Source organism: Mesorhizobium sp. Primo-A, assembly GCF_003997175.1.
Lineage (GTDB): Bacteria > Pseudomonadota > Alphaproteobacteria > Rhizobiales > Rhizobiaceae > Mesorhizobium > Mesorhizobium ciceri.
This window is the reverse complement of sequence record NZ_RZTG01000024.1, coordinates 24,932-38,249: the sequence shown is the minus strand read 5'-3', so window position 1 is coordinate 38,249 and position 13,318 is coordinate 24,932. Positions and strand designations below refer to the sequence as shown.

The following is a 13,318-nucleotide window of genomic DNA, read 5'->3' as shown; positions in this document are numbered from 1 at the left end:
TATCGGCGGCGATATCTTTAGCAGCCGTTTACCGGAGCGCGATAGGTCCTGTGTATGCAATACTGTCGGATGACGTAAGGAACCGCCGTGCCGCACAGAGCAGCAGCCCTAGCCGGCCGTTCTACGCCCCGCCTGCATCGTTTCATGAGCGTGATGCTCGAACTGGCTCCGGGCGTTCTCGTGCCGCGTCAGGAAACGGAGTTGCTCGGACAGAGGGCGCTTGCGATTCTTGGCGATCGCGCGCCCGGCCCGATGGTGATCGACATGTGCTGCGGCTCCGGCAACCTTGCTCTGGCGATCGCCGCGGAAGTTCCGTCGGCCCGCGTCTGGGGGGTGGACGTGACTGACAGCACGGTCGCGCTCGCCCGGAGCAATGCCGAACGCTTGGCCCTTCAGGACCGGGTCACCATCCGGAAAGGGGATCTGTTCGGTGCGCTGGAGGGCGATGGGCTTATCGGCGCAGCGGACATGATTGTCTGCAATCCGCCCTATATCTCGACCGCGCGCCTCGAAGGCGAGAGCGCGCATCTGCTTGAGGGCGAGCCGCGCGAGGCCTTCGACGGGGGGCCTTACGGCATCTCGATCCAACAGCGGCTGATCCGGGACGCAACCGATTTCCTCAAGCCTGATGGCTGGCTGCTGTTCGAGTTCGGGCAGGGGCAGGACCGCCAGGTGGCTGCCCTGATAGCCAGAGCCAAGGCCTATGAACCCGTGACATTCGCCAAGGATGAGGTCGGAATGCCGCGTGTCGCACTCCTCCGCAAGCTTGGGAACGGTTCGCCCGCGATCTCATCCTCCGCGAGTTTGGCATGAGCCAGATTCGTCCCCTGCAGGCTGCGGATATTCCGGCCGTCGCCGGGCTCTTTCAAAGAACCTTCCGGGACGGTGGCAAGCCGCCGCCTCCGGCGCTCGAGACTTATCTGCGCTGGCACTATCTCGAAGGCCCGGTCTGCGATCCGGAGATCGCGTCTCTCGTCCATATTGCGAGCGAAGGCGACATTTCAGGCTTTGTCGGCGTAAATGTGCTGCCGATGAGGCATGGCCAGTGCAAGCTGCGCGCCGCCATCTGTGGTTCGCTCATGGTCGAACCGCGGGCGAACGACCCGATGGCCGGCGCAAGGCTGCTCAGGACATTCCTGGCCGGGCCGCAGGACATCTCCTTCAGCGAAACCGCAAATGCCCTCTCGACGCAGATGTGGACGAAACTGCGCGGGGTCGCCCTGCCGCAATACAGCCTGGACTGGATCCGGGTCATCCGGCCTTCGGCCTTCCTGCTCGATCTAGCCTCGCGGCGAGCCGGCGCCGTGCGCTTGCTTGACCCGCTCGCGCGCGGACTCGATCGCTATCTTCGCGGACGGATGCAGGAGAACGAGATGCGCTGGTCCGGGGTCCCGGAACTCTGGAATGGCAAGGGCGGCCTCAAGGTAGCCGAAATCGATCAAGCCGGTTTTGCGGCTCTTTTGGACCCGTTGACGCGGCAGTTCCCGCTCCGCCCCGACTGGAGCGCCGAGCAGCTTGCGCATATCCTCGCGGAGGCTTCCCAGAAGCCGGACTATGGTGATGCCGTGTTCGCGTCCGTCTCCTCCCCCAGCGGGGCGCTGGTCGGCGCCTTCCTCTATCACACCCGCCCGGGCAGGATGGCGCGCGTGCTGCAGGTTCTGGCCCTGCCGGGGCAAGCTGGTTCCGTCGTCGACTGCTTGATTGGCGATGCGGCGCGGCGCGGCGCCGCCGGCCTGCGCGGCCGGACGCAACCCGCTCTGCTCGCAGCGATGCTGGGCCGGCGGGTCGCCTTCACTCAACCGGCCTCGACCGTGGTGCATTCGCGCGACGAGGAGCTGGTGAACGCGTTTCTGAGCTCGCAAGGCTTCTTCAACGGGCTGGCCGGCGAGCGCTGGAATCGCTTGGCCGGGGAGCAGTTCGAATAGGCCGTCATTTGCCCGCGCGGCGACGTAATCCCGATGGTCGCGCCGATCTCAGCTGGCGATTTCCTCGACGGGGCGGACGAGCTGCGGGCCAAGGTGCAGATGGCGCGTCGCCCGGCGCTTGGCGGCGATATCGGCCCAGACGCGTTCGACCTCGACCGCAGTCAGCTTCGCGGCGGCGCCGACGTCCGCGGCTGAAAGGCCGTTATTCAGGCCGAAGAGGCAAATATCCATGCGGTCATAGGGCAGGGAGAAGTAGAACTCTTCCTGCGTCTGCTCGAGGGAATAGGTGTCGGTCGTCGGCGCCCTGCGGCAGATTTCCTCGGGAATGCCGAGATGGGCGGCAAGCGCATAGACTTGGCTCTTGTAGAGATGGGCGATCGGTTTGACGTCAGCCGCGCCGTCGCCATTCTTCACGAAGAAGCCTTGGTCGTATTCGAGCCGGTTCGGCGTGCCGAGCACGGCGAAATTCAGCCGGTCGGCGTGATAGTACTCGATCTGTTTGCGCGTGCGCTGCTTCATGTTGGTGGCGGCGACGATGCCGAGATAGACCGCCGCCGACATGCGCAGCTTCGTCTGCCGGCCTTCGGGGTCCTGCACCACCAGCGAGGAGATGTTGTAGCCCTCCCCGGCGAGCGAATTGGCGATGACGATCTTTGAGGCCCAGCCCGGCCCGTATTCCGGCACCAGCTCGCGGATGAAGGTATCCCGCCGCTGATAACAACCCATCGCGTGCAGCGTCGGGCCGATATCCTCCACGATCGCTTCGACGCCAAAGGTTTCGGCGGCCAGCCGGCCGAGGCGGAGGCTGTCGGGATCGGAGTCGCTTTCCGGCATGAACAGGCAGAAGACGTTCTTCGCGCCGACGGCGCGGGCGGCGAGCGCGACCGAGACGCTGGAATCGATGCCGCCAGAGAGGCCGAGCACGAGCCCGCGCTTGCGCATGCCGCGTAGCTGCTCGCGCAACCCGGCGACGATGCGATCGGTTTCCGCTGCGTTGTCGAGCGTCAGCGCGTCGGCCGAGAAGGCGGGACGGCTCGGGGCGAGGGAGAGATTCATTGTGCAGTCCCCAACGTTTCGGCCGCCAGCCTTCGGCTGACCTTTCCGGTATCGGTCTTCGGCAACTCGCGGCGGAACTCGATGAGCTTCGGCACCATGAAATCCTCGAGATGAACGGCGCAGTAGCGAATGATGTCCCGCTCGCTCAGGGTCTCGTCCGAGAGAACGACGAGAGCGGCAATGGCGTGGCCGAGCACCGGATCCGGCACGCCGGTCACCACGGCTTCCACGATGCCTGGATGGGCGTGCAGCACAGTTTCGACTTCCTTCGGGGCGACCTTTTCGCCGCGCGTCTTGATGATGTCGTCCTTGCGGCCAACGAAATAAAGGAAGCCGTCCTCGTCCGTCCGGAACAGGTCACCGGTGTGGAGCCGCTTTTCCCAGGGATGCGGCCCGGGACGCAGCATCTGCTCCGTGGCCACGTCGTTGCGCCAATAGCCCTGCATGACATGCGGGCCGCGGATGACCAACTCGCCCGCCACGCCCGGTGGCACGCGGTTGCCCACATCGTCGACCACGATGGCTTCCGTGTTGGGAATAGCGATGCCGACGGAGCCCGGCCGGCGGTCCAGCTCCTCCGGGGGCAGGTAGGTGCAGCGCTTGCATTCCGTCAGACCGTACATGGAAAAGAGCCGTACGCCGGGGAACAGCTCGCGCAGCCGGGCGATATGCACCGGCGGCAGGGCGGCGGCGGTGTTCGAGATATAGCGAAGGCTCGGCAGGAAACCCGGCGCCAAATCGCGCATCTGCAGGATCAGCGCCGCCATCGTCGGCACCAGCGGGAAACCGGTGACCTTCTCGGCGCGGATGCGCTCGAAAATGGCCTGCGGAAAGGCGAATGATTTTTCGAGGACGAGGGTCGCGCCGAGCTTCGTCGCCATCAGCAGTTGATAGAGGCCGTAGTCGAAAGCCAGGGGCAGGACATTGAGGATGATGTCGTCACGGGTGTTGCGCAGATAGGTCGTGATGGATTCGGCCGCGGCATCGATATTGCGATGCGTCATCATCACGCCCTTGGGGCGGCCGGTGGAGCCCGAGGTGTAGATCAGCATGGCGAGGTCGATATCGATCCCGCCATGGCGAATGGGCACGGGCGCGACCTTGAGACAATCCTCGAAGGAGGCAGCGCCATCCGGCGTATGGCTGGATGGCGCTTGCGTCGACGCGACGAAGAACGGCCGGTCCGACAGCGCACGCGCCTGGATCACGACAGGCATCAGCTTGGCCTGAGTCAGGATCGCCGCAGCCTCGCAATCGTCGATGACATAAGCGAGCTTGTCGGCCTTGGTGGAGGCGTTGATCGGGCTGAAGGTCGCGCCCGCCTTGAGAACCGCGAAGATCGAGACGGCGGCTTCCCAGCAATTGTCCATGAAGACGAGAACGCGGTCGCCGCGCTGCACGCCATTCTCGGCGAGAGCGGTCGCAAGCCGGTTCGACAGATCGTCGAGCTCGTCATAGCGCAACCGCTCCCGGTCGGTGACAAGCGCCGTCTTCGCGCCATGCGCGTCCGCGTTCGTGATGAGGAATTGCTCGACCCGCATGAGCTCGGGCCTTCCGCTGCCAGCCGTCACGCCGCGACGAGCGATGCGGTCTTCGCTGTGATGAAGGCCGTGATGCGCGCCAGTGAATCGAGGTTGGCCGGCACGATATCGGCGTCCGCAACTGTGATTCCGCAATGGTCCTCGATAAAGGCCACCAGTTCCAGAACGCCGGTCGAATCGATGATGCCGTTCTCGATCAGCGAGTCCGTATCGGCGAGGGCGTGGGTGGTGTCGCCGAACAGGAAGTTCTCGATGACAAAGGCCTTCACTGCGTCTTGGATCGTATCGGTCATGTCGTTCGCTTTCCTTGGTGGTGTCAGGCGGCCTTTGCGTTGCAAATGCCTGTGCCGGTGAAAGTCGTCAGCCACAGCTGCGTCGACAGGATGCCGACAAAGGCCGCGTTGTCGCGAAAGCCGGAGGCCGGCTGGCGGCTGCATTTCTCATGTAGTTTTGCCACTGCCTTCGGATTGAAGAGCCCGCCGGCGCTGACTGCGGCGTCGCCCAGGGCCGACTGGACATAGTCCCTCGTGCCCGGCCCAACGAAGGACTGGCTATCCGGTGCGCGATAGGGCTGCTTGGTCCGCCGGCCGATGGCGGCCGGCAGCAGGTCTTTGGTCGCCTCCCGCAGAATATGCTTCTCCACGAGCCCCTTCAGCTTCATCTCGGGAGGAAGGCCGGCGGCAAACTCGACCAGATGATGGTCGAGGAAGGGAAAGCGGCCCTCGATGCCGTGGGCCATCGCCATGCGGTCGCCCTGGCTGGACAGGATGTAGCCAGGGAGAAGGAAGCGGGCTTCCAGATATTGCGCCTGGTGCAAGGGATGCCAGCGGGCGAACGCCTCGGGCAGCCGCGCGGCGAGCTCCTCGGCGGCGTCATATCCGGACAATGTGGCACGCAGATCGCCCGAGTAGAACAGCTTCGTCGCCGCCGTGCCGTCGAACCTCGGCCGATGGGAGAACAGCGGATCGTCAAGCGTCGCGCCGCTAGCCCCGAAGAAGGAGAACAGGTACTCGGCCGATTGCTGCCTCAGGCCCGGAAGATAGGGGTAGAGCTTGCGGAACAGATGCGGCCGGATGCGGGAGCCGGACTGTCTCCCGCAAAAGCGCCGAACCCTGGCCTCCTTGAAAATATCGTAGCCGGCAAAGACTTCGTCGGCGCCTTCGCCCGTCAGCACCACTTTCAAACCGGCCTCTCGCACGAGGCTCGAGAGCTTGTAGAGCGGGGCAGGGGCAGTGCGCAGGATCGGCCGCTCCGTGAAACGGATTACGTCGGGGAAGACGGCGGCGATATCGCCTTCCCCGCAGGCGACGGCGCTGTGATGCGTGCCGAGCGCGCGGGCCATCTCGAGCTGGAAGGGGCTCTCGTCATGTTCGGCGCTATCGAAGGTGACCGAGAAGGTCCTGAAACCACCCGGCGCCATGCCCGCCGCCAGCGCCGATGTGATGGAGGAATCGAGGCCGCCCGAGAGATAGGCGCCGACTGGCACATCGGCGCGCATGCGGATGCGGGTCGCCTCCGTCAGGAGGGCGCGCAGTTCCTCGGCCGCGGCACGCTCGTCCCGGTGCCGGGGCGGCGCGTCCCGGTCGGGATACTCCAGACTCCAGTAGGGCCGGGTCGAGACGCTGCCCTCTTGCACGATCATCAGGCTTGCGGGTTCGATCTCGTAGATGTTGCGGAAGGGCGTGCGCGGCGCGATCGGGGCCCAGAGCGTGAAGATCTGGTCGAGTGCGACCGGATCAATCTCGGCCGCGACGCCCGGGGCCTGGAGGAGCGCCTTGACCTCCGAGGCGAAGTAAAGCCGTTCGCCCTGCCTTGTATAGAAGAGCGGCCGGACCCCCATGCGGTCGCGCGTCAGAACCATGCGGCGGCGGCGGCCGTCCCAGAGCGCAAAGGCGAAATCGCCATTGAGCGCGGAGACGCAATCCTCCCCCATCTCGTCATAGAGATGCAGGATCACTTCGGTGTCGCTGGTTGTCCGGAAATGGCGGCCTTTCGCGCGAAGCTGCTCGCGCAATTCCACATAGTTGAAGATCTCGCCGTTGAAGGCGATCGTCAGATCGCCCGTCGCATCGGACATCGGCTGCTGGCCGTCCCCGAGACCGACGATGGACAGCCGCGCATGGCCGAGGCCGGCCGCCTTTGTGGTGAAGAACCCCTGCTCATCGGGGCCGCGATGCGCAATGGCAGCCGTCATCCTTTCAAGGAGCGCCCTCCCATCCCGGACAGTGCCGAAATAGCCGCTAAAACCGCACATGCCGAGATATTTCCAAGTCCACCAGCGCGGCCCGGACTATAGCCGCCAAGATATCGGTAGGTGTTAAATATTTGGGACTATTCATGAGAATGGTAAATTTTGAGCGGCCGCCGACGGCTGATTCCTTGCGTGAGCATTGGATCTGCCGCGAGATGAGGGCAATGAAGCTTTTGGCGTCGTGTTCGCATGATGTTCACGGGGTCTGAGGGGCAGGCCCTCATCGCCTTCTGTCGAGGGCTAGGTCTGGGACTTCTCAAGGTCTGTCGTTGTCGGGGAAAGTGGTCCGCGCGGCAGAATGAAATCTACGACGGTGCCATTGCCGGAATTGAGGCAGGCGTGGCCGCATGCCGCCTTGGCGTAACGGCAAGCGATCTGTACAAGGCAGTCCTCGATGTTCTTGACGGCCGCGGAATTTTTTGCGGCTACCCAATCTATGGCCATTCCTTCGGACTGGGCTGGGGCGGACCATGGTTAGTGCCAGATAACAGCTTCAAGGTTGGAGCCGGGATGGCCATCGCCGTCGAGTGCATGGCGGGCCGCGAAGACGTCGGCTATGTCAAGTTCGAGCACAATTGTCTATCCTGATCGCACCGAGCTCATTTCCACCTGTCCGGCGAGGCTCTGAAGACTTGCCCTCAAACGCATGCCCAAAACACAGCTGGTATTGGTAGCAATCCGAGCGGACCAGGCGAGGCTGCCTCACTGCCGGGTAGCGAGAGAACCCACTTGGTGAACTCACGCGTGCGCCTGACATTCCGGGCACCGTGGACACGCGTCAAGCCGAGAGGATACTGCGCGAGCGATATCGAGTCCATGTCAAGTACCGCAATGTAGAGAACGTCGCGACTGCGCGTTTCTTTCCAGTTTTACATGCACGAGGACGAACCAGATATTGTTGCCGAAGGTCGAAACCAGCCGTCGCTGACACTCATGGGAGTATGGCGGTCCCGAACAGGATGCCGTGACGCCCGACCGTGGTGATCGGGTCCGGCAGCTTCCACATGGCGGGTCTTTCTTCTCGATGCGAGCGACCTGGCGCCAGGCACAATCCCATTGTCCTTCCTCACCCTCGCAGCGGTTGCCGGCTGGCGGCAGCAATGCGCCTGATCTCGGAGTTCGGCAAACTTTACCTTCGCCCGAAAGCGGACGGTCTGCCAAAGGTAACATGACTGCGTTGCTGGACGACGGGCCTGATCCAGCAATGACCCCGTATGTCAGGTTCCAACAGTATGGGAGGTTGTCCTGTCGACTATCATTGCCGTCGTCCTTCTTACTGCTCACATGCACGCAACTGCGGCGATGAGTTGTCGGACCGGCTGGATCCTATAAAAAGCCGGCCTTTCTGAAGCCGGAGAGGAAGTGTTCGAAGGAAGATGGGTCTGCGAAGGGAAGGTGGGCAAGGTAGCCAAGCGAGAGGTCCGGTTGCAGCCTCAGTGTGGCTTCGACTGCGACATGCGCGTTTTCCATCTCGCCTAGATGGGCGTAGGCCGCCGCGAGAAAGGCATGGATGAAGAACTGGTCGCCGGCCTTCCGATAAGCGTCGATGGCGTCGGCGTATCGGCCGAGCAGGAAGAGCGCGCTTCCCTTCACCTCCCAGAACCAGACCGGGGGCAACGGGTCGAGCAGTATGGCCCTTTCGAGGACCGCCAAGGACTGCTGAGGCTGGCCGCCGTAGTTGAGCCAGCTTGCATAGTCTCCGGCAATGTTGACGTCGTGCGGATTGAGCGTACGGGCCTGCTGGAAATGCAGTCCGGCATCCCCATGCTGGCGCATATGTACAAGCACGAGACCCATGCTCTGGTTGCAGATGCCGTCATTCCGGTCGAGCAGGAGCGCTGTGCGCGCAGACCGCAAGGCACTTTGCAGCGTACGAGGATCGCGGTCGTACCAGAATCGCGCAACCAGGCACTGCGCTAGATAGGCATGCCCTTGAGCAAAAGTCGGATCGAGTTCGGCGCTCCGGGTAAACATGGATTCGCCCTTGTCCATTTCATACTGATGGTAGTGCGCGCGACCCTGCAAGTAGTAGTCGTAGGCGGCCCAATCGGCCGGCGGCGTTCGCCGCGAGCGGCTAGTCGCATCTGCCTCGGCGGCGCCTTGGACGGTTGAAGCCACGAGGGCCGCCACCTCCTCCTGAACCGAAAAGATGTCCTCAAGCGCCCTGTCGTAGCGTTGAGCCCACAAATGGAAGCCGCTGGCGCCGTCGATCAGCTGCGCCGTGATCCGGATACGGCTCCCGAGCCGTCGCACGCTGCCCTCGACGAGGTAGCGCGCGCCGAGTTGCCGGTGGACTTCCGCGCCCTCCGGCGCTGGCCCACGAAACTGAAAAGATGAATTACGCGCGATCACCACGAGCGACCGGTAACGCGCCAGTTCAGTGATGATATCTTCGGTGATGCCGTCGCTCAGATAATGCTGGTCCTGATCGCCGCTCAAATTGGCGAAGGGCAGCACGGCAATGGTGGGTTTGCCGGACGGCGCGATTGGTCGCTGCACTGAACCTTCCACGCGCTCGACAGGCGCGGTGAAGCGGTAGCCGACGCGAGGCACGGTGGCGATCCAGTCGCCACCTTGGTCGGTGGGGCCGAGCGCCTTCCTCAGCGTCGCAATCTGGACGGTGAGATTGCTTTCCTCGACCGCCAGGCCCGGCCAGGCAGCTTCCATCAGCTCGGCCTTGGTCAGGATGTCGCCGGGCCGGGCCGCAAGCGTGGCGAGCAGCGTGATGCCGCGATGCCCGATGGAGATCGGTATTTCATGTCGCAGGAGCGTCCCCTTCTCAGGGTCGAGCACGAACGGACCAAAGGTGAGGTGAACCCGTTGCATCCCGCCATATTAAACGTTTCGGAATTTTTCGGAACAGTTTCGGCCGCGCTTTAGTACGCAGGTCCGCTCATCCGCCAAAGTAGCGTTATCGATTTTAGCAGCACCAAGAAAGGACGAGCCAAATGAGCACGCAGCTTTCTCTTACCTCAAGACTCTACCAGTCTCTCTGGAGCGAACAGCCGACGTGGACGACTGAACCGGTATCGGTCTGGGCGAGACTCTTCGCCCTGCGCGGCCTGGTCGCGGTCTGGCGCGAGCGCAAGTACTATCGCGAGGAACTGAAGCGACTGGCGGAAGATGGGCCTCAGCGGATCGACGACGTCGGTCTCACCCTGGCTGCCGTCGAGGCGGAACTTCAAAAGCCGTTCTGGAAGGTGTGATTTGCATCCATAGCTGTGAACGATTGTCTGCACAGGGCCAGCAAACTCCGCAAGTACTGTCTCATCGACGCCGCAAAGAGACGACCGGCATGTTCTATCAGTAGCCGATCAAGGACCTGCCTGTAGGCCGGGGTAGGTGCAGCAATGCTCCGCTCATCCTGGCCTGCCGGCCGGACCTCGGCGGCCAATTCTGCCGCCAGAATTGTAATCATTCTTGTCCGGCATTTGAGGGAAGGACCAACCTGTAACCGCGCCTCGGCACTGTCTGCACGACGGCCTGGCGACTGTCGTGAGCGCCGCACGGATCTCGTGAATGCATTGGACCAGGCTGTCATCGGTGACGGCTAGCCCGTTCCAGACCGCCTTCATCAACTCGTCCTTGGTGATGACGCGATCAGCGTTCTCCAGAAGGTGGCGAGGTACGCGAAGGTCTGGTGGCGAACTGCGATTGTCCTGTTGAATTGGTCGCGCAAGGTCTCCCTACTCACGTCGGCGGTCACGCCGTTGAGTACGAACGTTGTAGGCGGCGAGCTATTCAAGCCGGTTCCCCTCAAGCACGAAGCCGCAGTCCAAAACTAGCACGGTTTCGCGCTGCGAAGACTGATCATCATCCAGCGCGTGCGGGGAGCTCGGATTTCGGCGAATGATCGTAAGCCGTTCGTGACTTGGCAAATGCCCAGGCGAGAGTCGCTACCGTACGCCGACTTGAATTGTGCGTTAGTGCATTGGCAGGATGTTCTGGTTGAGGCGGAACAGATTGTCCGGATCGTATCTGTGCTTGATCTTGGCGAGCCTCCCATAGGCTTCGGCTCCCAAGGCGTCGCGTACGAGGTCCGCTCCTTCGCCATGGCCGGGGAAGTTCAGATAGAGGCGCCCGGTCGAGTAGCGCTGCACGTCCTGCCAGAAGCTGCGAACCCAGCTGATGTTCGCGTCGTCCTCATCAGCGCCTGGCCAGATGGCGTCGAGGCTGAGCATGAAGGGCATGGACCGGTCACCGAAGGCAGTGGCATCGGCTGCAACGCGCTGGACGAAACCGCCGAACTTCCAGATCGAGGCGAAGGTCATTTCGGAGGGCCGCTTCGCCATCCGCGCGGTGATCTCCCCGATAACCTCGTCGTCGAGGCGCGAGAGGTAGGTGGATTTCCAGTAGCAACGGTCGCGGCCTTTCGGGAACAGGCCGTCATAGAGCGACTGGATGGTGCGATACGGCATGCGCCCGCTGAAATCGACAAGCGGTGCTCCAAAACTGCGTAAGGGCGCCACGACCCGCTCGCCCTCGTCGGCCAGTCCGTCATAGACATGCGCAAGCGCCAGGACGCGCCGGCCCCTTGCACGCTCGGGAATCGAGGGATCGTTCGGCAGCGTGGAGAATTCCGCTAGGCCGCTCAGGCGATCGGGTGCGGTCTGCATGAAGTCGCGCCAGAGTGGAATGATCTCGTTGGCGCGCTCTTCGGGATAGGCCGGACCGCATAACATCAGCTCCGGCTCGATCGGATGCAGCTTGAACTCGAAGCTCGTCACCACGCCGAAATTGCCACCGCCGCCGCGCAGCGCCCAGAAGAGATCCGGGTTCTGGGTCGCGTCGGCATGGATGAGGCGGCCATCGGCGGTCACCAGATCGGCCGCCAGCAGATTGTCGACGCTGAGGCCGTGGCTGCCGCGCAGCCAGCCGATGCCGCCGGAAAGAGTCAGGCCGGCAACGCCCGTCCCCGAAATCAGGCCGCCCGGCGTGGCGCGATCAAGCGGGGTGGTGGCCGCATCGACATCGGCCCAAATAGCGCCGCCCTCAACGAAGACACGATCGAGGCCGGGCGCGACCCGCACGCCATTCATCAGCGACATGTCGATCATCAGGCCGCCGTCGCAGACGGCGTAGCCTGCAACATTGTGGCCTCCCGAGCGGATCGCGATCGCCAGCCGCTCTTCGCGCGCGAAATTCACCGACGCCTCGACATCGGCAAAACTCCGGCAGCGCGCGATGAGAGCGGGACGTCGGTCGATCATGCCGTTCCAGACGATCCGCGTCGTGTCATAGGATGGGCTCGACGGCTCCAGCACCTCGCCGCGCATGATGGAACGGAAGCTTTCGATGCTCGATGCTGCAAGGGTAGCGGTGGCGGCCATGTGGCGGTCTCCTCGTTTCACACACGCTAGCGCGGCGCGGGCACGGCCGCTAAAGTCGAAAATGCTGAAAGGCGGTCATTTCTGCCATGGTTGAACAGATCGGCCCATTGAATGTGGCGATCCTTGCCGTTCCGGAGGCTACCGCCTCCACGATCTACGGCATGTTCGACCTGTTTTCCTCGCCCGGCAGGGATTTCCTGTTCATAACCAGCGGTGCGGCGGGCACGCCGCGCATGCGGCCCTATGTGGTTGCTGGGGACGGCAGCCCGTTTCGCGCTGCAAACGGCATCTGGGTGCGCCCAGATCACAGCCTTGCCGATTGCCCGCCACCCGACATCGTCTGTATTCCAGATTTCTTCGTCAATCCGGGAGAAAGCGTCGCCGGGCAGTATGACGCCGAAGCCGCATGGCTGAAGCGAGCGCATGACGACGGCGCCATGCTGGCCAGCGCTTGTTCGGGCGCGGTGCTGCTCGGCGAGGCCGGGCTACTCGACAATCGCGATGCCACCATTCACTGGGGCTATGTCGAGACGCTCACGAACAACTATCCCGGCGTTAAGGTGAAGCCGGGCCAGTCACTCGTGCTGACCGGCGAGGCCCACCGCATCGTCATGGCCGGGGGCGGCTCGAGCTGGGAGGATCTCGCCCTATATCTGATCGCGCGCTTCGTCAGCCTCAAGGAGGCGATGCAGGTCGCCAAGGTCTACATGCTGCAGTGGCACGACATGGGCCAGCAGCCCTTCGCCGCGCTGATGCGCTTTCGCCAGACCGACGACGCGGTGATCAACCGCTGCCAGAAATGGGCCGAAGGCAACTACCGGACGCCCTCGCCCGTCGCCGCCATGACCAAGTTGTCAGGCCTGTCCGAGCGCTCCTTCGTGCGCCGCTTCGCCAAGGCCACGGAAATGAAGGCAATCGACTACATCCACGCGCTCAGGCTCGAGCAAGCCAAGCAGATGCTGGAGACCGGCGATCTCCCGGTCGAAGCGGTGGCGAGTGAAGTCGGCTATGAGGATGCGAGTTTTTTCGGGCGTCTCTTCCGCCGCAAGGTCGGGGTGACGCCGGCGCAATATCGCATTCGCTTCGGTGCTCTCCGGCGAGCATTGAGCCGCGATTGAATCTCAACCATCGCGGCGCGATGCCGATATTCCGCTTTGCGACTCAAGTCAGCCGTTGAGCTGGCCCCAGCGGAATCCCAAAAGCAGAAATTCGAGC

Annotated in this window: 12 protein-coding genes; 5 read left to right on the top strand and 7 right to left on the bottom strand. The window is 63.3% G+C overall.

Translation table 11 applies throughout. The annotated features are described in order from the left end of the window. The first annotated feature begins 87 nt into the window (after positions 1–87). Complete coding sequence (locus EOC83_RS30380; RefSeq protein WP_013525352.1) at positions 88–813, top strand: HemK/PrmC family methyltransferase; 726 nt, start codon at positions 88–90, stop codon at positions 811–813. Further along, positions 810–1,925 (top strand): hypothetical protein, encoded by a 1,116-nt coding sequence (locus EOC83_RS30375; RefSeq protein ID WP_013525353.1) that lies wholly within the window; start codon positions 810–812, stop codon positions 1,923–1,925. Before EOC83_RS30380 ends, EOC83_RS30375 begins: the two co-directional genes overlap by 4 nt. Positions 1,926–1,973: 48 nt before the next feature. Here the strand turns inward: EOC83_RS30375 and nadE are convergent, their stop codons facing one another. Genes nadE through asnB form a run of 4 tightly spaced genes read right to left on the bottom strand, consistent with a single transcriptional unit; the run spans position 1,974 to position 6,776 of the window. Then, positions 1,974–2,981 (bottom strand): NAD(+) synthase, encoded by a 1,008-nt coding sequence (gene nadE, locus EOC83_RS30370; RefSeq protein WP_013525354.1) that lies wholly within the window; start codon positions 2,979–2,981, stop codon positions 1,974–1,976. Then, positions 2,978–4,522 (bottom strand): class I adenylate-forming enzyme family protein, encoded by a 1,545-nt coding sequence (locus EOC83_RS30365; RefSeq protein WP_063170506.1) that lies wholly within the window; start codon positions 4,520–4,522, stop codon positions 2,978–2,980. Before EOC83_RS30365 ends, nadE begins: the two co-directional genes overlap by 4 nt. Before the next feature lie 26 nt (positions 4,523–4,548). Beyond that, positions 4,549–4,815 (bottom strand): acyl carrier protein, encoded by a 267-nt coding sequence (locus EOC83_RS30360; protein WP_013525356.1) that lies wholly within the window; start codon positions 4,813–4,815, stop codon positions 4,549–4,551. Positions 4,816–4,838: 23 nt separating this feature from the next. Continuing rightward, on the bottom strand, positions 4,839–6,776 hold the full coding sequence (asnB, locus tag EOC83_RS30355; protein WP_063170505.1) for an asparagine synthase (glutamine-hydrolyzing): 1,938 nt from the start codon (positions 6,774–6,776) through the stop codon (positions 4,839–4,841). A 186-nt stretch (positions 6,777–6,962) separates the two neighbouring features. Between asnB and EOC83_RS30350 the strand changes: the two genes are divergently transcribed. Further along, positions 6,963–7,361: a M24 family metallopeptidase gene (locus EOC83_RS30350; RefSeq protein ID WP_063170504.1), complete on the top strand. Its 399-nt coding sequence runs from the start codon at positions 6,963–6,965 to the stop codon at positions 7,359–7,361. A gap of 738 nt (positions 7,362–8,099) precedes the next feature. Here EOC83_RS30350 and EOC83_RS30345 read toward each other — a convergent pair. Further along, positions 8,100–9,599, bottom strand: a complete 1,500-nt coding sequence (locus tag EOC83_RS30345; RefSeq protein WP_063170503.1) for a winged helix-turn-helix domain-containing tetratricopeptide repeat protein — start codon at positions 9,597–9,599, stop codon at positions 8,100–8,102. Between the two features lie 122 nt (positions 9,600–9,721). Here EOC83_RS30345 and EOC83_RS33075 point away from each other — a divergent pair, with 122 nt between their 5' ends. Then, a complete protein-coding gene (locus EOC83_RS33075) occupies positions 9,722–9,979 on the top strand; it encodes a hypothetical protein (RefSeq protein ID WP_063170502.1) in 258 nt (85 codons plus the stop codon). Between the two features lie 153 nt (positions 9,980–10,132). Here EOC83_RS33075 and EOC83_RS33410 read toward each other — a convergent pair whose 3' ends face one another. Together EOC83_RS33410 and EOC83_RS30330 are read right to left on the bottom strand one after the other, a co-directional pair. After that, the gene (locus EOC83_RS33410; RefSeq protein WP_342030149.1) at positions 10,133–10,348 is read right to left on the bottom strand and encodes a hypothetical protein; all 216 of its coding nucleotides are present in this window, start codon (positions 10,346–10,348) and stop codon (positions 10,133–10,135) included. A 348-nt stretch (positions 10,349–10,696) separates the two neighbouring features. Next, on the bottom strand, positions 10,697–12,103 hold the full coding sequence (locus EOC83_RS30330; protein ID WP_063170500.1) for an FAD-binding oxidoreductase: 1,407 nt from the start codon (positions 12,101–12,103) through the stop codon (positions 10,697–10,699). Positions 12,104–12,189: 86 nt separating this feature from the next. On the opposite strand from EOC83_RS30330, the gene EOC83_RS30325 reads away from it, so the two are divergent. Further along, positions 12,190–13,221, top strand: a complete 1,032-nt coding sequence (locus EOC83_RS30325; RefSeq protein ID WP_063170499.1) for a helix-turn-helix domain-containing protein — start codon at positions 12,190–12,192, stop codon at positions 13,219–13,221. The last annotated feature ends 97 nt before the right edge of the window (positions 13,222–13,318 follow it).

What these genes read in the sequence shown, in the direction of transcription:
- asnB (WP_063170505.1), bottom strand. Translation starts at nt 6,776, where the DNA reads ATGTGCGGTTTTAGCGGCTATTTCGGCACTGTCCGGGATGGGAGGGCG.
- EOC83_RS30345 (WP_063170503.1), bottom strand. Translation starts at nt 9,599, where the DNA reads ATGCAACGGGTTCACCTCACCTTTGGTCCGTTCGTGCTCGACCCTGAG.
- EOC83_RS30365 (WP_063170506.1), bottom strand. Translation starts at nt 4,522, where the DNA reads ATGCGGGTCGAGCAATTCCTCATCACGAACGCGGACGCGCATGGCGCG.
- EOC83_RS30360 (WP_013525356.1), bottom strand. Translation starts at nt 4,815, where the DNA reads ATGACCGATACGATCCAAGACGCAGTGAAGGCCTTTGTCATCGAGAAC.
- nadE (WP_013525354.1), bottom strand. Translation starts at nt 2,981, where the DNA reads ATGAATCTCTCCCTCGCCCCGAGCCGTCCCGCCTTCTCGGCCGACGCG.
- EOC83_RS30350 (WP_063170504.1), top strand. Translation starts at nt 6,963, where the DNA reads ATGATGTTCACGGGGTCTGAGGGGCAGGCCCTCATCGCCTTCTGTCGA.
- EOC83_RS30375 (WP_013525353.1), top strand. Translation starts at nt 810, where the DNA reads ATGAGCCAGATTCGTCCCCTGCAGGCTGCGGATATTCCGGCCGTCGCC.
- EOC83_RS30325 (WP_063170499.1), top strand. Translation starts at nt 12,190, where the DNA reads ATGGTTGAACAGATCGGCCCATTGAATGTGGCGATCCTTGCCGTTCCG.
- EOC83_RS33075 (WP_063170502.1), top strand. Translation starts at nt 9,722, where the DNA reads ATGAGCACGCAGCTTTCTCTTACCTCAAGACTCTACCAGTCTCTCTGG.
- EOC83_RS33410 (WP_342030149.1), bottom strand. Translation starts at nt 10,348, where the DNA reads ATGAAGGCGGTCTGGAACGGGCTAGCCGTCACCGATGACAGCCTGGTC.
- EOC83_RS30330 (WP_063170500.1), bottom strand. Translation starts at nt 12,103, where the DNA reads ATGGCCGCCACCGCTACCCTTGCAGCATCGAGCATCGAAAGCTTCCGT.